This window comes from Pseudomonas sp. EL_65y_Pfl2_R96 (assembly GCF_963970905.1).
Taxonomy (GTDB): Bacteria; Pseudomonadota; Gammaproteobacteria; order Pseudomonadales; family Pseudomonadaceae; genus Aquipseudomonas.
In genome coordinates, this window is record NZ_CAXAQH010000001.1 from 373,684 (window position 1) to 390,690 (window position 17,007).

The window sequence follows — 17,007 nt, forward strand, 5'->3', positions numbered from 1 at the left end:
TCCGGGAACAACAAACAAGGCCAGAGCCGAGGGGCTCTGACCTATAAAAAATTTTCGGGATATTTGCAAATGAAAATGCTCAGCAAAACATTTCGAGGCCTCAACGACGGGGCAGCCATTGCGACCTCCCACACCATCCAGCCCCCGATTGATGAGCATGGCTGATCAGCTCACTGCTTGCTGGTAGCCGCGGCATCGTTGCGCATGGACAGCGCAATTCGTTCGGCGGTGCCAATCGGTATTTCACCGACCACGGTCACCATTATCTCGCCTTGCGGGGTGGTCAAGCGGCGGGAGACAGCGACTGTCGGCCCCAGCTGGGTACGTGTGTCGGTGACTGTTGCGCCATTCAACGGCTCAAGGAACACCGAGAATCGGGCCAGACCGTCGTCGAACATCAGACTGTTGACCTGGACTTTGGTATCCGGGTCCTTGTGCGAGGTACTGCTGGTCAGCTCGAAACCTGGCGGCAACCAGTCCGAATGCCAGACCTGCGCGGTTTTGACGGCGGAAGCCTTGTCACTGTCGAGGGTAATGGGTTTGCAATCAGAACCTGCCTGCAAATCGCTGTCGGAAGGTACCTCGGCAGTATCCAGTCGGGTGAACTGGAATCGCTCCAGCAGTTGCCCTTTGTCATTGAGCAACAATGACTTCAACGGCAAGCCGGTTTCCTTGTCCAGATGCAGCTCAAAACCGTAGCGGTGCTGATCGCGTGGCGTCAACGACACGATCACCGAGGCACGCCCGGCCACACGCGACTTGCCGATGACGGCAAGGTCATACCAATTCTTCAGCTTTTGTGGATCGAGTGCACGAGCGGCGGAGTTGGGTGAGTCCCCCAGCCCTGCTATCAAGGTGCCGCTGACACATTGAGTATGCCCATCAATGCGCACGACTTCCTGAGCCGAGCCGTCGAGCTGGAGTAAACGCTCTTGGACTTTGCCATCCTGGACGCGGTGCCAGATGTTATGGGTAGAAAAACTACCGTTACGCTCGTAGACGAAAGTACCGTGAAAGCTCTGCGTTTGCTCGGCCTGTCCCAGACGCTTCAGCCAGTCCTGGGCTTCATCGGCGTGGGCTGGAACAACAAACCAGCCACTGAGCAGAAGCGCAAGTAGAGGTATGGCGCGCATGATCCTCCTTAACGGTTTTCCAGGCTTGCTGCTCGAGCGTAAGGCAGAGCGCTCTCAGTACCTTTCAGTGCAGCCTGTTGAGCATGTTGGCGCAAGTAACCTGGCAGACGCTGATCGTGCCAGCCTGGCTGACCTTGCAATACGCCGTTGGCCATAGGGCCAGTGGCTTCCGAACTCTCATTGTAGCCTGCCAATACAGCGGGACCCTTGACCTGAGGAGTGGCCAGACCCGGCTGGCTGGATTGCTGAGCCAGTTCGACACCAGCGATCTCGTCCTGGTTGTACAGACGAACACCCGCCAGCACAGCAATGGTCACCGAAGCAGCGACTGCCAGACGACCCAGGCTGCGCCATGGACCGCGAGAGGCTTTTGCCGGTACGGCTTCGTCAGCCAGCGCAGCAGAGACTGCCGCAGCGATGTCCAGACGAGGAAGCAGCAGGTCCTTGTGCATGACTGCCCGAGCGATCTGGTAACGAGCCCAGGTTTCGCGAGTTTCAACATCGTCAAAGGCATTCAATACCCGACGCAATTCCAATTCGTCCGCTTCGTTATCCATCACTGCGGACAGCGATTCCTGCAGGGCTTCACGACTCATGGCGTTCCTCTCTTGGCTGTCGCCGCTGTCTCAGTTTTCCTGCAACAACGGCTGCAGGGCTTTATCGATGGCCTCCCGGGCGCGGAAAATCCGGGAGCGCACGGTACCCACCGGACACTGCATGACGCTGGCAATGTCCTCGTAACTCAGACCATCGAATTCACGTAAAGTTAAAGCCGTACGCAAATCTTCTGGCAGTTGCTGAATGGTTCGATGGACGGTGCCTTCGATCTCATCCCGCAGCAATGCACGTTCTGGCGACTCGAGATCCTTGAGGCCATGATCGCCATCGTAGAACTCTGCATCCTCGGAACTGACATCGCTATCCGGCGGCCGACGGCCGCGTGAAACCAGATAGTTTTTCGCCGTGTTGATGGCGATGCGGTAAAGCCACGTATAAAACGCGCTGTCTCCGCGAAAATTACCAAGTGCACGGTATGCCTTGATAAAGGCTTCCTGTGCTACATCCTGGGCTTCATGGGTGTCGTGCACGAAACGCACGATCAACCCGAGAATTTTGTGCTGATATTTCAGCACTAGCAGATCGAAAGCTCGCTTGTCGCCGCGTTGAACACGCTCGACCAGCTGCTGATCCTCTTCCTGGGTTAGCATGAACACTCCTCGATAAGCTCGGAGGAGGCTTGCATAACTGAACGACCAGACTTGCAAACATAGACTCGGGCTTTTCGCAAAAGTTCTCCCCCTCCAAGCAAGTTTCCTGCGGGCTCTGATTTGGCACGCACGAAAAGCGCAGCGCGGGATAACCCGGCTGCGCGAATAATCTTGTCATCGGATTCGTCAGCTAGGACCCAACCGCAAGTCCCGCACCGAAGCCGACACTGTCCCTTGTTTCAGGCAACCGTCTATTGATCTTGGGCCGCTGGCAAAAGTTCCATATTTATAGCTGCCCGGAACCGACATTGTGCAACCGTGAAGAGAAAAAGACTGTTAAATCCGCGATACAGTCGCCTTGTCGCCGAAGCGGTCAAAAAAACATCCGACGAAGCGTCCAGTCTTTTCCGTCACAGTAGTTTCACAATGCCATGTGGGCTCAGCTATTGTGCCGCTCCCCCCCTCTATATACTAGTGGGCTGTGTGGCTGTATTGACTTGCCGATCCAGTTGTCCTGCGCCACCCCCGACCCGGGTCGCTTTGAGCGGAATCCTGAAATGAGCCAACAGTTTCAACACGATGTTCTGGTAATTGGCAGCGGTGCTGCCGGCTTGAGCCTTGCGCTGACCTTGCCCGGTCATTTGCGCATCGCCGTATTGAGCAAAGGCGACCTCGCCAATGGCTCGACTTTCTGGGCCCAGGGCGGTGTCGCCGCCGTTCTGGATGACACCGATACTGTCGAATCCCACGTCGATGACACCCTCAACGCCGGCGGCGGTCTGTGCCATGAAGACGCCGTGCGCTTTACCGTCGAACACAGCAGAGAGGCCATTCAATGGCTGATCGATCAAGGCGTGCCCTTTACCCGCGATGAACAGTCCGGCACCGAAGACGGTGGTTTCGAGTTTCACCTGACCCGCGAAGGCGGTCACAGTCATCGGCGCATCATCCACGCCGCCGATGCGACGGGCGCGGCGATCTTCAGAACCCTGCTCGACCAGGCCAAACAGCGTCCCAACATCGAATTGCTGGAACAGCGGGTCGCCATCGACCTGATCACCGAAAAGCGCTTGGGCCTTGAAGGCGACCGTTGCCTCGGCGCTTATGTGCTCAACCGCGGAACCGGTGAAGTCGACACCTACGGCGCGCGCTTCGTGATCCTTGCATCGGGCGGCGCGGCAAAGGTCTACCTCTATACCAGCAACCCCGACGGCGCCTGTGGTGATGGCATCGCCATGGCCTGGCGTTCGGGCTGCCGGGTAGCAAACCTGGAGTTCAATCAGTTCCACCCGACCTGCTTGTATCATCCGCAAGCCAAGAGTTTCCTGATCACCGAAGCCTTGCGCGGCGAAGGCGGCCACCTGAAACTGCCCAGTGGCGAACGCTTCATGCCGCGCTTCGACCCACGAGCCGAGCTGGCACCACGGGACATCGTCGCCCGTGCTATCGACCATGAGATGAAGCGCCTGGGTATCGACTGTGTCTACCTGGACATCAGTCACAAGCCTGAAGACTTCATCAAGACGCACTTCCCGACGGTCTATGAACGCTGCCTGGAATTCTCCATCGATATCACCAAACAGCCGATCCCGGTGGTACCCGCGGCGCACTACACCTGCGGCGGCGTGATGGTCGATCAGCGGGGCCGCACCGACGTGCCGGGCCTGTATGCAATTGGCGAAACCAGCTTCACCGGCCTGCACGGTGCCAACCGCATGGCCAGCAACTCACTGCTGGAATGCTTCGTTTACGCCCGTTCGGCTGCAGCGGACATTCTTGAGCAGTTGCCAGAGGTGTCGATTCCGACCGCCCTGCCCGTGTGGGATGCGAGCCAGGTCACCGATTCCGATGAAGACGTGATCATTGCGCACAACTGGGACGAATTGCGGCGATTCATGTGGGACTACGTTGGCATCGTGCGCACCAACAAGCGCTTGCAACGAGCCCAGCACCGGGTGCGTCTGTTGCTGGACGAAATCGACGAGTTCTACAGCAACTATAAGGTCAGTCGGGATTTGATCGAATTGCGTAACCTGGCCCAAGTGGCCGAGCTGATGATCCAGTCAGCCATGGAGCGCAAGGAAAGTCGCGGCCTGCATTACACCCTCGACTACCCGAACATGCTACCGGTCGCCCTGGACACTATTCTGGTGCCGCCCACCTACGCCGACTGAACTTGAGCCGAACCCGCAGGCGTCGGTGCAAATCCGCCGCCTGCGAATCCCGCGGCACGCATATCGCCCTGACCCGTCGCTCGCCCCGCAGACGAAAACGCAGCACCACGACCAGCGGCAACGCCAGGCTGTCCGGCCGTAGCTGCACGGGTTGCCAACCCATCGCCTGATTCCACAACTGCCAGCCATCGGCATCGCGACGCAAGCCACAAAAGGCCTGCGGGTGTGTCAGAAGAATGTGTCGCGGCAACGCCCGGAAACCGTGAGCCACGCACAGTACGAAGCCGAGCAGGCTGGCCCAGAGTGGTATAGAGAGAAGAAGCAGCGAACCCAGCGCGAACAGCTGGGCCAGAAGATAGGCCGCCAGCAACTGCCGTGAGGCATGCCAGCGGCATTCGAACGCGTTACTTGGGCTGGACACGATCCAGGATCATGCGAACCATGCGCTGAAGCTCCGGATCTTCCGATTCGGCGCGTTCCATGAACCAGCCGAACATGTCCTGATCCTCGCACTCGAGCAGCCTGACGTAGCACGCGCGATCAACCTCGTTGAGGTGCGGGTAGACCTCTTTCACAAACGGCACCAGCAACACGTCAAGCTCAAGCATGCCGCGGCGGCTGTGCCAGTAGAGGCGATTCAGTTCAACATCTTCGACCATGGAGCGCTCCTCAAATAGGCCGCAAGTATACAGCCCCGAGGCGAGCCGAACAGCGGGCTTTGGTCGGGCACCGATGATCCTTTGTGAACTACCCATTTCATGGGCGCCCCCTTATGATGTCCTTCGGACTCTTTACCCTGCGATGACCCATGGCCGATTCTGCTTTTTTCTGCACCCTGTCTCACGAAGGCGTTCTCGCGGTACGCGGCGCGGATGCCGGCAAATTTCTGCAAGGCCAATTGACTTGCAACCTTAATTACCTGAGCGACACCCAGGCCAGCCTTGGCGCGCGCTGCACGCAGAAAGGCCGGATGCAGTCGAGTTTCCGGATTCTGCTGGAAGGCGACGGTGTGCTGATGGCGATGGCCAGCGAACTGCTGGAGCCGCAACTGGCGGACCTGAAAAAGTACGCGGTGTTCTCCAAATCGAAACTGACCGATGAAAGTGCCCACTGGGCTCGTTTTGGTCTTGAGCATGGCGATGCAGCACTGGCCAGTCTGGGCCTGGTGCTGCCGGCCGACACCGACAGCGTCGTGCGTAATGACGGCCTGATCGCCCTTCGCGTCTCGCCTGAGCGCGCAGAACTCTGGGTTGGCTCCGATCAAGCCGACACCGTCAAGGGCAAGCTGTCCGCCCTGTTAGCCGAAAGCGATCTGAACCAATGGCTGCTGGGCCAGATCCGCGCCGGGATCGGTCAGGTCATGCCGAGTACCCGCGAGCTGTTCATCCCGCAGATGCTCAATCTGCAAGCCGTCGGTGGCGTGAGCTTCAAGAAGGGTTGTTATACCGGCCAGGAAATCGTTGCGCGCATGCAGTATCTGGGCAAACTCAAGCGTCGCCTGTATCGCCTGCAACTGGAGGCCGGTGAATTGCCGGAACCCGGCACCCCACTGTTCTCCCCCACTCATGGCAGTTCGATCGGTGAAGTGGTGCTGGCCGCCCGCGCCGGGCAAAACATTGAGCTCCTGGCCGTGCTCCAAGCCGAAGCCGTAGAAGATGACAACCTGCACCTTGGCGCACTTGAAGGTCCGGGCCTGCAACTGCTCGACCTGCCTTACCAACTGGATCGTGATCGCGAAATCCAGCGTTAACAGCAGCACTTGTCGCAATACCCTAGAGAAAAGAAATGAGCGAGCTGGCGGATAAGGTCCAACAGGATTTGGTTGAGGCCATCGATAACGATGACCTGGTTCTGCCAACATTACCGGAAGTGGCCCTGCAGATTCGCAAGGCCGCCGAAGACCCGGAAATCAGTGTCAGTACCCTGAGCAAAGTGATTGGCCGCGATACCGCGCTGTCGGCGCGACTGATCAAAGTGGTCAATAGTCCGTTGCTGCGCGCGACCCAGGAAGTGACTGACCTGCACACGGCCATCACCCGACTGGGCGTCAACTACAGCAGCAACCTGGCCATCGGTCTGGTGATGGAACAGATCTTCAATGCCCGTTCCGAAGTGGTGGAACAGAAAATGCGCGAGGTCTGGCGCAAAAGCCTGGAAATCGCCGGCGTCAGCTATGCGTTGTGCCGCAGCTACACGCAGCTCAAGCCTGATCAGGCAGCCCTTGGCGGCCTGGTGCATCAGATTGGCGTGCTGCCGATCCTGACCTACGCCGAAGATCACTATGAATTGCTGGCGGATCCGGTCAGCCTCAACCATGTGATCGACCGCATTCATCCGCTGCTTGGCGATAAATTGCTCAGGGTCTGGGAGTTTCCGGAAATGCTGGTGCAACTGCCAGGGCTGTATCTGGATTTCAAGCGGCAATCGGAGCGGGTCGATTATGTCGATCTGGTGCAAGTGGCCAGCCTGTATTGCCACAAGGACCCCGATCATCCACTGGCCCGTATCGACCCGTTCAGCGTGCCGGCCCTCAAGAAACTGGGGATCGATCTGGAGAACGAGGCGATATGCAAGGATCTGGAAGAATCGCGATCGATGTTTTACTGATTGTGAACACAAGCAACTGTGGCGAGGGAGCTTGCTCCCGCTCGGCTGCGCAGCAGTCGTAAACCCGATAAATAGGGTTTAACTGAAATACTGCGCTGTATGGTTTTGGGGCTGCTTCGCCGCCCAGCGGGAGCAAGCTCCCTCGCCACAAAAGCCTCTGTGCCACAGGGTTGTGTTCACTCTCCCGCAATAAAACTCACCCGCACCTTCAACCCCGCCTGCTCGCCATCGTGCAGGCTGATCTGCGCCAGGTGAGCGCGGCAGATCTCGCCGACAATGGCCAGGCCCAGCCCCGACCCGACCACCTGCTGGTTGCGCCGGTAAAAGCGCTCAAACACCCGATCCCGCTCTTCGAGGGGAATCCCCGGGCCATCGTCCTCGACTTCCAGCACCGCCGGTGCCGTGACCCGCAGGATCACATTGCCGCCCGGCGGCGTGTGGGCCAACGCGTTGTCCACCAGATTGCTCAACAGTTCGTTCAACAGCGTCGGCTCGCCGCGCAGCCACACCGGCTCATCGGCTTCCAGCGCCAGTGCGACGCCGCGTGCATGGGCCAGCGGCGCCATGGCCATGCCCAGTTCACGGGCCAATTGACTGAGGTCGAGCAACTGCGCACCACCCTCGGCGATGGCCCGGGCGCCATTCTCGACCCGTGCCAGCGAGAGCAATTGATTGGCCAGATGGGTCAGGCGATCCGTGCCCTGGGCGGCGGTTTCCAGGGTGCTGCGCCAGGTTTCGGGTTCGTTCGACCGCAAGCCCAGTTCGAGTCGTGCCTTGAGCGCCGCCAATGGAGTACGCAATTCATGGGCCGCATCGGCGATGAACTGCGCCTGACGCTCGAACTGCCCGCGCAAACGCTCGGTAAAGTGATTGAGCGCACGCACCAGCGGCCCCAACTCATGCTGCACTTCCACCAACGGCAAAGGCCGCAAGTCATCGGGCTGACGCTCTTCCACCGCCGTGCGCAAGCGTTCCAGCGGACGCAGCGCCGCACTGACCGCAAACCACACCAGCAGCAGCGCACCGATCGCCAGCATGCCCAGACGCAACAACGTGTCGGCCATCAGGCTGCGAGCCATGCGGACCCGCGCCTCATCGGTTTCCGCCACGCGGATTTCCGCCATGCCGTTCATGTTCGGCTCGCTGACCGCTTTGAGCAGGCTGACCACCCGCACGTTCTGCCCTTGATAAGTGGCGTTGTAGAAACGCGCCAGCGCCGGATAGTCATCGGTGCGCGGCGTTCCCGGCGGCGGTGCCGGCAGGTTTTCGTAGCCCGAGATCAGCTTCTGATTGATGTCGTTGACCAGGTAAAAAATCCGCCCGGCGCTGTCGTAGGCGAACGTATCGAGGGCCACATAAGGCACGTTGGCACTGAGGCTGCCGTCGCGCTGGGACAGGCCCGCAGCGATGGTTCGCGCCGAGGCCAGCAAGGTCCGGTCATAAGCGGTGTCGGCGGCTTCGCGACCGTTCCAGTACGCACTCAAACCACTGGCCAGCATCAACACCACCAGCAGCAGCGCGAGGTTCCACAGCAACCGCCAACGCAGGCTGCTGAGCTTATGCATCGCGGCTTTCCAGCAGATAACCAAGGCCACGGAAGGTCACGATGGCCACCGGTTGGCCGTCAAGTTTTTTGCGCAAGCGGTGGACGTAGATCTCGATGGCATCGGGACTGGCCTCCTCGTCCAGGCCGAAGACCTGGGCAGCCAGTTGCTCCTTGCTCATCACCCGACCGGGACGGGCGATCAGGGCTTCGAGCACCGCCTGCTCGCGGGAAGTCAGGGTCAGCAATTCTTCGCCGAGGGTGAAGCGCCGGGTGTCCAGGTCATAGGCCAGCACGCCACAACGCTGCTGGCGTTCACCGCCGAGCACACTGCGGCGCAGCAAGGCTTTGACCCGGGCTTCGAGCTCGGTCAGTTCGAAGGGTTTGGCCAGGTAATCGTCAGCCCCAAGGTTCAGGCCATGGACCCGATCCTTGACGTCGCTGCGGGCGGTCAGCATCAGCACCGGCAGGTTCTTGCCCCGCGCTCGCAGGCGCGCCAGCACTTCGAAGCCATCCATGCGCGGCAGGCCGACATCGAGGATCGCCACGGCGTATTCCTCGCTGCTCAAGGCCAGGTCGGCCGCCACGCCGTCGTGCAGCACGTCCACGGTCAGCCCGGTGCTCTTGAGCGCCTGAGCGACACTTTCGGCAAGCTGCAGATGGTCTTCAACGAGCAGAACACGCATGGATCTTTACCTCATTCAGGGATGGTCGACGCCATTCTTTGGCGCGGAGTTTACAGCCGCATCCGTCGCTGTGAAGCCCGAAAACCGTGAAAGTCAGCTGAAAGGTTAGCGAAAGGTTGGCCGGTTAGAGTCCAGCCACGGACAGTTTCGACTGCCGTCGCTATACGAAAAACGCCTCGAAGCGTTTTCGCCAATAAGAACAATAAACGGAGTACGTCACCATGCTGTCCATGCAGCTTCAGGTTTGCCCACCTGCTCGTTTTTCCCGCCTCAGCCAGACCGCCCTTGCCAGTGCCGCCGCCCTCGCCGGCTTTTCGCCGTTGAGCCAGGCTGCCTTCTTCGAAGACAGTACGGCAACCTTCGAAACCCGCAACATGTATTTCAACCGCGACTTTCGCGACGGCACCAGCGCCCAGCAATCCAAGCGGGACGAATGGGCCCAGGGGTTCATGCTCAACCTGCAATCGGGTTACACCGATGGCACCGTGGGGTTCGGTGTCGATGCACTGGGCATGCTGGGGGTAAAACTCGATTCGAGTCCCGATCGCACTGGCACCGGTCTGTTGCCGACCCATGACGACGGGCGCGCGGCTGACGAGTATTCCAAGCTCGGCCTGACCGGTAAAGTGAAGATCTCCGCCACGGAACTGAAAATCGGCAGCCTGATTCCGGAACTGCCAATTCTCAAACCCAACGACGGGCGCATTCTGCCGCAGACCTTTGAAGGCGGCCTGCTGACCTCCAAAGAAATCAAGAACCTGACCTTCACCGGCGGGCGCCTGGAGAAAGCCAAGGACCGCGACAGCACTGACTTCGAGGACATCGCCCTCAACAACAAGAACAGCCGCTTCGCCGGCACCGTGGCCGGCAAGCATTTTGACTTTGGCGGTGTGGACTATAAATTCACCGACAAGATCACCGGCAGCTACCACTTCGCCCAACTCGATGAAGTCTATAACCAGCACTTCCTTGGCATGGTCGCCTCGCAACCGCTCGGCCCCGGTACTTTCGGCACCGACCTGCGATTGGCCATCAGTGACGACGAGGGCGCGGCCCGAGGCGGCAAGATCGACAACAAATCCCTGAACGGGCTGGTGAGCTACGCCTTGAACGGGCATAAACTCAGCGCCGGCTATCAGCACATGTCCGGCGACAGTGCCTTCCCCTACGTCGATGGCAGCGATCCGTACCTGGTCAACTTCGTGCAGATCAACGACTTTGCCGGTGCCGAAGAACACTCCTGGCAGGCACGTTACGACTATGACTTCTCCAAAATCGGCATTCCCGGCCTGAGCTTCATGAGCCGTTACGTGAGCGGTGACAACATCAAGCTCAAGAACGGCGACGAAGGCAAAGAGTGGGAACGCAACACCGAGATCAAATACGTCGTACAAAGCGGCGCCCTGAAGGATGTCGCCGTACGCCTGCGCAATGCCACCTACCGCTCCAACTACTCCGCTCGCGATGCCGATGAAGTGCGTCTGCTGGTGAGCTATAGCGTTGCCCTTTGGTAATTCAGTACGTCCATAACAAAAACACTTAAGGAGACTTGAATGAACCTATCACTGCGTAAAGTTGCTTTGGCCACCGGCATCATGCTGTTCGCCGGCCAATTGCTGGCCGAACCCAAACGCCCGGAATGCATCGCCCCGGCCTCGCCGGGCGGTGGTTTCGACCTCACCTGCAAACTGGCGCAAAGCGCGCTGGTCAACGAAAAACTGCTGACCAAACCGATGCGCGTGACCTACATGCCCGGCGGTGTCGGCGCGGTGGCGTACAACGCGGTGGTCGCCCAGCGACCGGCCGATGCCGGTACGCTGGTGGCGTGGTCCAGCGGTTCGTTGCTGAACCTGGCCCAAGGCAAGTTCGGTCGTTTCGATGAAAGCGCGGTGCGCTGGCTGGCGGCCGTTGGCACCAGTTATGGCGCCATCGCGGTGAAAAGCGATTCGCCTTACAAGACCCTGGACGATCTGGTCAAAGCCCTGAAGAAAGATCCGAGCTCCGTGGTGATCGGTTCCGGCGGCACCGTCGGCAGCCAGGACTGGATGCAGACCGCACTGATCGCCAAAGCCGCCGGGATCAACCCGCGCGACCTGCGTTACGTCGCTCTCGAAGGCGGTGGTGAAATTGCCACCGCCCTGCTCGGCGGCCACATTCAGGTCGGCAGCACCGACATCTCCGACTCCATGCCACACATCCTGAGCGGCGACATGCGCCTGCTGGCGGTGTTCTCCGAGAAGCGTCTGGACGAGCCGGAAATGAAAGACATTCCGACCGCTAAAGAGCAAGGCTACGACATCGTCTGGCCCGTGGTTCGCGGTTTCTACCTCGGGCCAAAAGTCAGCGACGAAGACTACGCCTGGTGGAAAAACGCCTTCGACAAACTGCTGGCCTCCGAGGATTTCGCCAAGCTGCGCGATCAGCGTGAACTGTTCCCGTTCGCCATGACCGGCCCGGAGCTGGACACCTACGTGAAGAAGCAGGTCGCGGACTACAAAGTGCTGGCCAAAGAGTTCGGCCTGATCCAGTGATCGCCTCTGTCTAGCGGCTGCGGCCCCGGTTCTCGGGGTCGTGGCCCAGGAGTTCCGCATGCTCATACAACGCATTTTCGCTTCGGTGCTGTTGCTGGCCTGTGTCGGCCTGGCGCTGATGGCGTGGCCGTATCAAGCGGCTTTTTCCTACGAACCGGTCGGGCCTCGCGCCTTCCCCCTGCTGATGCTCGGCCTGATGGGCCTGGCTTTGCTGTACATGGTGTTTCGGCCGGCGCCGATCGTGCACAGCGATGACGACCCGAAACTGGACCGCGAAACCCTGACCAAAATCGGCCTCTGCGTGCTGCTGTTGCTGGTGTTCGCCGGGGCCTTCGAACCTCTTGGCTTCATCGTCGCCAGCATTCTGATCGGGGTCCCGATGGCACGCCTGTATGGCGGCCGCTGGCGGCCCAGCGCAGTGATCATCAGCCTGATGGCCATCGGTCTTTATCTGCTGTTCGACAAGTTGATGGACGTGCCACTGCCGTTGGGCGTGCTCGACGTTCTGGAGAACTGACATGGATACTCTTGGCTATTTGGGTCAGGGTTTCGGCGTTGCGCTGAGCCCGTACAACCTGGTGACCGCACTGTGCGGCACCTTGATCGGCACCGTCGTCGGGCTGCTGCCGGGGCTGGGTCCGATCAACGGCGTGGCGTTGCTGATTCCCATCGCATTCGCCCTCGGCCTGCCACCGGAGTCGGCGCTGATCCTGCTGGCGGCGGTGTACCTGGGTTGCGAATACGGTGGCCGGATCAGCTCGATCCTGCTGAACATTCCAGGCGAAGCCTCCACCGTCATGACCACCCTCGACGGTTACCCGATGGCCCGCAAGGGCCTGGCCGGTGTAGCGCTGTCGTTGTCGGCGTGGAGTTCGTTCATCGGCGCGTTCATCGCGACTTGCGGCATGGTGCTGTTCGCCCCGCTGCTGGCGAAATGGGCGATTGCCTTCGGACCGGCGGAATATTTCGTGCTGATGGTGTTTGCGATTGTCTGTCTCGGTGGCATGGCCGGTGATCGACCGCTCAAGACTTTCATTGCGGCGCTGATCGGTCTGTTTCTGTCGAGCGTCGGGATCGACGCCAACAGCGGCGTGTACCGTTTCACCGGGGATAACATTCATCTGACGGACGGCATTCAGTTCGTCGTGCTGGTATTGGGCCTGTTCTCTATCAGCGAAATCCTCCTGCTGCTGGAGAAAACCCACCGAGGCCAGGAAGCGGTGAAAGCCACCGGGCGCATGATGTTCAACTTCAAGGAAGCCTCGGCGGTGTTCGTGGTGAACGTCCGTTGCGGTTTGCTGGGCTTCATCATGGGCGTGTTGCCGGGTGCCGGCGCGACGCTGGCCAGCGCAGTGGCTTACATGACCGAGAAACGTATCGCCGGCGCCAAGGGCACGTTCGGACAAGGCGACATGCGTGGCCTCGCGGCTCCGGAAACTGCCATCGGTGGCGCCGCCTGCGGTGCACTGGTGCCGATGCTGACTCTTGGTGTTCCGGGTTCGGGTACCACGGCAGTGATGATCGGCGCGCTGTCGCTGTACAACATCACCCCCGGCCCGCTGTTGTTCCAACAGCAACCGGACATCGTCTGGGGCCTGATCGCGTCGTTGTTCGTCGCCAACGTGATGCTGGTGATCCTCAACATTCCGATGATCCGCATCTTCACCCGCATCCTTGCCGTGCCGAACTGGGCACTGGTGCCGGTGATCGCGATCATCACCGGGATCGGCGTCTACGCAGTACACGCTACAACCTTCGACCTGTTCCTGATGATCGGCATTGGTATCTTCGGCTACATCCTGCGCAAGCTGGACTTCCCGTTGTCGCCGGTACTGCTGGGCTTCATCCTGGGCGGTCTGATGGAACAGAACCTGCGTCGCGCGCTGTCGATCTCCAACGGTGCACTGGAAATCCTCTGGTCGAGCCCGATCACGTTCGGTTGCTGGGTGCTGACTGCAATCATGTTGCTGATGCCACTGCTGCGTATCTGGCGCAAACGTTCGGTCGCCCGGCGCGCGCTCGCCGATGTCTGATCGCCCGCCCTTCAAAAGCTGGTGGGGAACACCGCTGGTCGGTCTGCTGGGCGGTTACCTCGCCAGCCAGATCGGCTGGCCGCTACCGTGGATGGTCGGCTCGTTGCTGGCGATCATCCTGGTGCGCTGTCTGACTCCCTGGCAATTGGCGGAAATCCCTGGCGGCCGCAAGTGCGGCCAGTGGATCGTCGGTATCGGCATCGGCCTGCACTTCACTCCGGTGGTGATGGAGCAGGTGCTGAGCCACTTCGGTCTGATCTTCTTCGGTGCGTTGGTCACCAGCCTGTCCGCGGTGGTCGGGGTCTGGTTGATGCGGCGTACTGGCGAAGATCGCGCCACGGCGTTCTTTTCCAGCATGCCCGGCGGCTCCGGGGAGATGGTCAACCTCGGCGCCCGCAACGGCGCGGTGCTCAGCCGTGTCGCGGCGGGACAAAGCCTGCGGGTGTTGGTGGTGGTGCTGTGTGTGCCGGCGGCGTTCAAGTATCTGTTGGGCGGCGGTGCGCTGGTCTTGCATCCATCGACCGTCAACGGGTGGTGGCTGGCCCTTCTGTTCCCGGGGGGCGCCCTGGCCGCCTGGATCTGGGAGCGCCTGCGTCAACCCAATCCGTGGTTGTTCGGGCCACTGCTGGTAAGTGCGGCGATGAGTATTGGTTGGGACCTGCACATTGGACTGCCCAACGGCGGCAGCCAGATCGGCCAGTGGCTGATCGGTAGCGGGTTGGGTTGTCACTTCAATCGGCAGTTCTTCCGGCGGGCACCGTCCTTCATGGGCCGCACCCTGATCGGCACGGCGTTGACCATGTTGATCGCCACATTGGCGGCGCTGGGGTTGAGCGCGCTGACCCATCTGGATCTGCGCTCGCTGACGCTGGGCATGATGCCCGGAGGGATTGCCGAGATGAGTTTGACGGCGGAGACCCTGCAATTGTCGGTGCCGCTGGTGACGGCGATGCAGGTGATGCGGTTGTTGTTTGTATTGTTTCTGGCGGAGCCGTTGTTTCGGTATTGGAACCGGGAGCCGGACTCACCCTGATAGACCGAGTCGCTTTCATCGCGGGCAAGCCCGTTCCCACAGGGGCCGCGCAGTCCTTGTGGGAGCGGGCTTGCCCGCGATAGGGCCCTCCCGGTCAACACATCAGACCGGCGGCAACCGCCACTCGATCGGCGTCTCGCCATTCTGTTCCAGAAACTTGTTCGCCCGGCTGAAGTGCCCGCAACCGAGGAAGCCGCGATAGGCGGACAGCGGCGAGGGGTGAACCGAAGTCAGTACCAGGTGCTTGGTGGCATCGATGAGTTTTTGCTTGCTCTGGGCATGCGCGCCCCACAGCAGGAACACCAGATGTGGCTGGTGTTCGCTGACCACTTCGATAATCCGGTCGGTAAAGTACTGCCAGCCCTTGCCCGCATGGGCGTTGGCATTCGCGCGCTCCACGGTCATGGTGGTGTTGAGCATCAACACGCCCTGCTCTGCCCAACTCTGCAGGTAGCCGTGGTTGGGGATGTCGATGTTCAGGTCGCGTTTCAACTCTTTATAGATGTTCACCAGCGACGGCGGAGCGGGCACGCCCGGTTGCACCGAGAAGCACAACCCATGGGCCTGGCCCGGGCCGTGATAAGGGTCCTGACCAAGAATGACGACCTTGACCTTGTCCAGCGGCGTGGAATTGAGTGCGTTGAAAATCAACGGCCCTGGCGGATAGATCTCCTTGCCCGCCGCGCGCTCCTGCTGCAGGAATGTGCGCAACTCTGCCATGTAAGGCTGGTCGAATTCGGCACGCAGGGCCTCCTTCCAGCTCGGTTCGAGTTTGATACGGTCGTCGGCAGTCATGGTTACATCCGGCAAAAACAATGGGGCGAACCCTAGGAAACCCTATCTCCCTTGTCAATTGATCTGACGCAGATACGGCACTTTCCTATAGAACGATCATACTGAACGCTCAAATTCCCAATCGAGGTCATGATGAATCTGCACTTCGAAGAACTCACCGGCACCGACGGCGCACGCATCGGCATCGCCAGCCTGGATGCCGAGAAGTCCCTCAACGCCCTCTCCTTGCCGATGATCAACGCCTTGCGCGATCAACTGGACGCCTGGGCCAAGGAACCACAGATCGTTTGCGTGCTGCTGCGCGGCAATGGCCCCAAGGCTTTTTGCGCCGGCGGTGAAGTGCGCAGTCTGGTGGAGGCGTGTCGCGCCCATCCCGGAGAAGTGCCGCCCCTGGCTGCACACTTCTTTGCGGCAGAATATCGCCTTGACTTCAACCTGCACACCTACCCGAAACCGTTGATCTGTTGGGGGCATGGTTATGTGCTCGGCGGTGGCATGGGGCTGCTGCAAGGGGCAAGCATTCGGATAGTCACACCGAGCAGCCGGTTGGCAATGCCGGAGATCGGCATCGGCTTGTACCCGGACGTCGGCGCCAGTTGGTTTCTGTCGCGATTGCCCGGCAAGCTCGGGTTGTTTCTCGGCCTGACCGGCGCCCAGATGAACGGTCGTGATGCGATCGATCTGGACCTGGCTGACCGTTTTTTGCGCGATGAACAACAGCAACAACTGATCGAAGGCTTGCTGCAATTGAACTGGCAGGAACAGACAGCCATGCAGCTCAACAGTCTGCTCAAGGCCTTGCAGCAGGAAGCGCTCGTAAAAATGCCCGAAGCGCAGTGGTTGCCACGACGCCAGCAGATCGACGAGCTGCTGGATGTCAGCGATGTCCGTTGCGCCTGGAAGGCCATCAGCCTGTTACGCGATCACCCCGACTTGCTGCTCAGCCGTGCTGCCAGGACCATGACTGAAGGCTCGCCCCTGACCGCTCATCTGGTATGGGAACAGATCGCCCGCGCCCGACACCTGTCGCTGGCTCAAGTCTTTCAGATGGAATACACCATGAGCCTCAATTGCTGCCGTCATCCGGAGCTCAGCGAGGGCGTGCGGGCGCGGTTGATCGACAAGGACCAGAAACCTCACTGGCACTGGCCGGACATCAACAATGTGCCGGAGGCTGCGGTGGAGGCGCATTTCCATAAGGCCTGGGAAGGCCGGCATCCTCTGGCTGATCTCTCGGAATACTAAAAATCGGGCACAAAAAAAA

Annotated in this window: 17 protein-coding genes; 9 read left to right on the forward strand and 8 right to left on the reverse strand. The window is 60.2% G+C overall.

Going from position 1 to position 17,007, the window contains the following annotated elements:
- Positions 1-170 precede the first annotated feature (170 nt).
- The 3 genes from AACY49_RS01670 to rpoE are packed head-to-tail and all read right to left on the reverse strand — an operon-like array spanning position 171 to position 2,341.
- Entirely contained in the window at positions 171-1,133 is a 963-nt protein-coding gene (locus AACY49_RS01670; protein ID WP_258697132.1) for a MucB/RseB C-terminal domain-containing protein, read from the reverse strand.
- A gap of 8 nt (positions 1,134-1,141) precedes the next feature.
- Positions 1,142-1,729 (reverse strand): sigma-E factor negative regulatory protein, encoded by a 588-nt coding sequence (locus AACY49_RS01675; protein WP_258697133.1) that lies wholly within the window; start codon positions 1,727-1,729, stop codon positions 1,142-1,144.
- Between the two features lie 30 nt (positions 1,730-1,759).
- Entirely contained in the window at positions 1,760-2,341 is a 582-nt protein-coding gene (gene rpoE, locus AACY49_RS01680; protein ID WP_003172477.1) for an RNA polymerase sigma factor RpoE, read from the reverse strand.
- Between the two features lie 557 nt (positions 2,342-2,898).
- On the opposite strand from rpoE, the gene nadB reads away from it, so the two are divergent.
- Positions 2,899-4,515 (forward strand): L-aspartate oxidase, encoded by a 1,617-nt coding sequence (nadB, locus tag AACY49_RS01685; protein WP_339521463.1) that lies wholly within the window; start codon positions 2,899-2,901, stop codon positions 4,513-4,515.
- Here the strand turns inward: nadB and AACY49_RS01690 are convergent.
- The gene (locus AACY49_RS01690; protein ID WP_339521464.1) at positions 4,484-4,936 is read right to left on the reverse strand and encodes a protein YgfX; all 453 of its coding nucleotides are present in this window, start codon (positions 4,934-4,936) and stop codon (positions 4,484-4,486) included. The genes nadB and AACY49_RS01690 overlap by 32 nt on opposite strands.
- Positions 4,920-5,174, reverse strand: coding sequence for an FAD assembly factor SdhE (locus tag AACY49_RS01695; protein WP_007898624.1), 255 nt, complete (start codon positions 5,172-5,174; stop codon positions 4,920-4,922). Before AACY49_RS01695 ends, AACY49_RS01690 begins: the two co-directional genes overlap by 17 nt.
- Before the next feature lie 149 nt (positions 5,175-5,323).
- On the opposite strand from AACY49_RS01695, the gene ygfZ reads away from it, so the two are divergent.
- Positions 5,324-6,265, forward strand: coding sequence for a CAF17-like 4Fe-4S cluster assembly/insertion protein YgfZ (gene ygfZ / locus AACY49_RS01700; RefSeq protein ID WP_339521465.1), 942 nt, complete (start codon positions 5,324-5,326; stop codon positions 6,263-6,265).
- Positions 6,266-6,300: 35 nt separating this feature from the next.
- A complete protein-coding gene (locus tag AACY49_RS01705; RefSeq protein WP_258697137.1) occupies positions 6,301-7,122 on the forward strand; it encodes an HDOD domain-containing protein in 822 nt (273 codons plus the stop codon).
- 176 nt (positions 7,123-7,298) lie between these two features.
- On the opposite strand, the gene AACY49_RS01710 is transcribed toward AACY49_RS01705, so the two are convergent.
- Both AACY49_RS01710 and AACY49_RS01715 read right to left on the reverse strand, forming a co-directional pair.
- Entirely contained in the window at positions 7,299-8,687 is a 1,389-nt protein-coding gene (locus tag AACY49_RS01710) for a sensor histidine kinase (protein WP_258697138.1), read from the reverse strand.
- Positions 8,680-9,351 (reverse strand): response regulator, encoded by a 672-nt coding sequence (locus AACY49_RS01715; protein WP_007898613.1) that lies wholly within the window; start codon positions 9,349-9,351, stop codon positions 8,680-8,682. The genes AACY49_RS01710 and AACY49_RS01715 overlap by 8 nt, the downstream gene beginning before the upstream one ends.
- Positions 9,352-9,572: 221 nt before the next feature.
- Here AACY49_RS01715 and AACY49_RS01720 point away from each other — a divergent pair, with 221 nt between their 5' ends.
- The 5 genes from AACY49_RS01720 to AACY49_RS01740 are packed head-to-tail and all read left to right on the forward strand — an operon-like array spanning position 9,573 to position 14,948.
- On the forward strand, positions 9,573-10,865 hold the full coding sequence (locus tag AACY49_RS01720; RefSeq protein WP_339521466.1) for an OprD family porin: 1,293 nt from the start codon (positions 9,573-9,575) through the stop codon (positions 10,863-10,865).
- Positions 10,866-10,904: 39 nt separating this feature from the next.
- Positions 10,905-11,882: a Bug family tripartite tricarboxylate transporter substrate binding protein gene (locus tag AACY49_RS01725; RefSeq protein ID WP_320391754.1), complete on the forward strand. Its 978-nt coding sequence runs from the start codon at positions 10,905-10,907 to the stop codon at positions 11,880-11,882.
- Between the two features lie 58 nt (positions 11,883-11,940).
- Entirely contained in the window at positions 11,941-12,399 is a 459-nt protein-coding gene (locus AACY49_RS01730) for a tripartite tricarboxylate transporter TctB family protein (RefSeq protein ID WP_339521467.1), read from the forward strand.
- A 1-nt stretch (position 12,400) separates the two neighbouring features.
- Positions 12,401-13,915 carry a tripartite tricarboxylate transporter permease gene (locus tag AACY49_RS01735; RefSeq protein ID WP_339521468.1) on the forward strand — a complete coding sequence of 505 codons (1,515 nt, stop codon included), beginning with the start codon at positions 12,401-12,403 and terminating at the stop codon, positions 13,913-13,915.
- A complete protein-coding gene (locus tag AACY49_RS01740) occupies positions 13,908-14,948 on the forward strand; it encodes an AbrB family transcriptional regulator (protein ID WP_339521469.1) in 1,041 nt (346 codons plus the stop codon). Before AACY49_RS01735 ends, AACY49_RS01740 begins: the two co-directional genes overlap by 8 nt.
- Before the next feature lie 102 nt (positions 14,949-15,050).
- Here AACY49_RS01740 and ung read toward each other — a convergent pair whose 3' ends face one another.
- Positions 15,051-15,743: a uracil-DNA glycosylase gene (ung, locus tag AACY49_RS01745; RefSeq protein ID WP_007941426.1), complete on the reverse strand. Its 693-nt coding sequence runs from the start codon at positions 15,741-15,743 to the stop codon at positions 15,051-15,053.
- A gap of 132 nt (positions 15,744-15,875) precedes the next feature.
- On the opposite strand from ung, the gene AACY49_RS01750 reads away from it, so the two are divergent.
- Positions 15,876-16,988, forward strand: coding sequence for an enoyl-CoA hydratase/isomerase family protein (locus AACY49_RS01750; RefSeq protein ID WP_339521470.1), 1,113 nt, complete (start codon positions 15,876-15,878; stop codon positions 16,986-16,988).
- Positions 16,989-17,007: the final 19 nt, after the last annotated feature.

Excerpts from the sequence above, each read along its gene's own strand:
- AACY49_RS01670 (WP_258697132.1), bottom strand. The coding sequence starts at position 1,133 with ATGCGCGCCATACCTCTACTTGCGCTTCTGCTCAGTGGCTGGTTTGTT.
- AACY49_RS01675 (WP_258697133.1), bottom strand. The coding sequence starts at position 1,729 with ATGAGTCGTGAAGCCCTGCAGGAATCGCTGTCCGCAGTGATGGATAAC.
- rpoE (WP_003172477.1), bottom strand. The coding sequence starts at position 2,341 with ATGCTAACCCAGGAAGAGGATCAGCAGCTGGTCGAGCGTGTTCAACGC.
- nadB (WP_339521463.1), top strand. The coding sequence starts at position 2,899 with ATGAGCCAACAGTTTCAACACGATGTTCTGGTAATTGGCAGCGGTGCT.
- AACY49_RS01695 (WP_007898624.1), bottom strand. The coding sequence starts at position 5,174 with ATGGTCGAAGATGTTGAACTGAATCGCCTCTACTGGCACAGCCGCCGC.
- ygfZ (WP_339521465.1), top strand. The coding sequence starts at position 5,324 with ATGGCCGATTCTGCTTTTTTCTGCACCCTGTCTCACGAAGGCGTTCTC.
- AACY49_RS01705 (WP_258697137.1), top strand. The coding sequence starts at position 6,301 with ATGAGCGAGCTGGCGGATAAGGTCCAACAGGATTTGGTTGAGGCCATC.
- AACY49_RS01710 (WP_258697138.1), bottom strand. The coding sequence starts at position 8,687 with ATGCATAAGCTCAGCAGCCTGCGTTGGCGGTTGCTGTGGAACCTCGCG.
- AACY49_RS01715 (WP_007898613.1), bottom strand. The coding sequence starts at position 9,351 with ATGCGTGTTCTGCTCGTTGAAGACCATCTGCAGCTTGCCGAAAGTGTC.
- AACY49_RS01720 (WP_339521466.1), top strand. The coding sequence starts at position 9,573 with ATGCTGTCCATGCAGCTTCAGGTTTGCCCACCTGCTCGTTTTTCCCGC.
- AACY49_RS01725 (WP_320391754.1), top strand. The coding sequence starts at position 10,905 with ATGAACCTATCACTGCGTAAAGTTGCTTTGGCCACCGGCATCATGCTG.
- AACY49_RS01730 (WP_339521467.1), top strand. The coding sequence starts at position 11,941 with ATGCTCATACAACGCATTTTCGCTTCGGTGCTGTTGCTGGCCTGTGTC.
- AACY49_RS01735 (WP_339521468.1), top strand. The coding sequence starts at position 12,401 with ATGGATACTCTTGGCTATTTGGGTCAGGGTTTCGGCGTTGCGCTGAGC.
- AACY49_RS01740 (WP_339521469.1), top strand. The coding sequence starts at position 13,908 with ATGTCTGATCGCCCGCCCTTCAAAAGCTGGTGGGGAACACCGCTGGTC.
- ung (WP_007941426.1), bottom strand. The coding sequence starts at position 15,743 with ATGACTGCCGACGACCGTATCAAACTCGAACCGAGCTGGAAGGAGGCC.
- AACY49_RS01750 (WP_339521470.1), top strand. The coding sequence starts at position 15,876 with ATGAATCTGCACTTCGAAGAACTCACCGGCACCGACGGCGCACGCATC.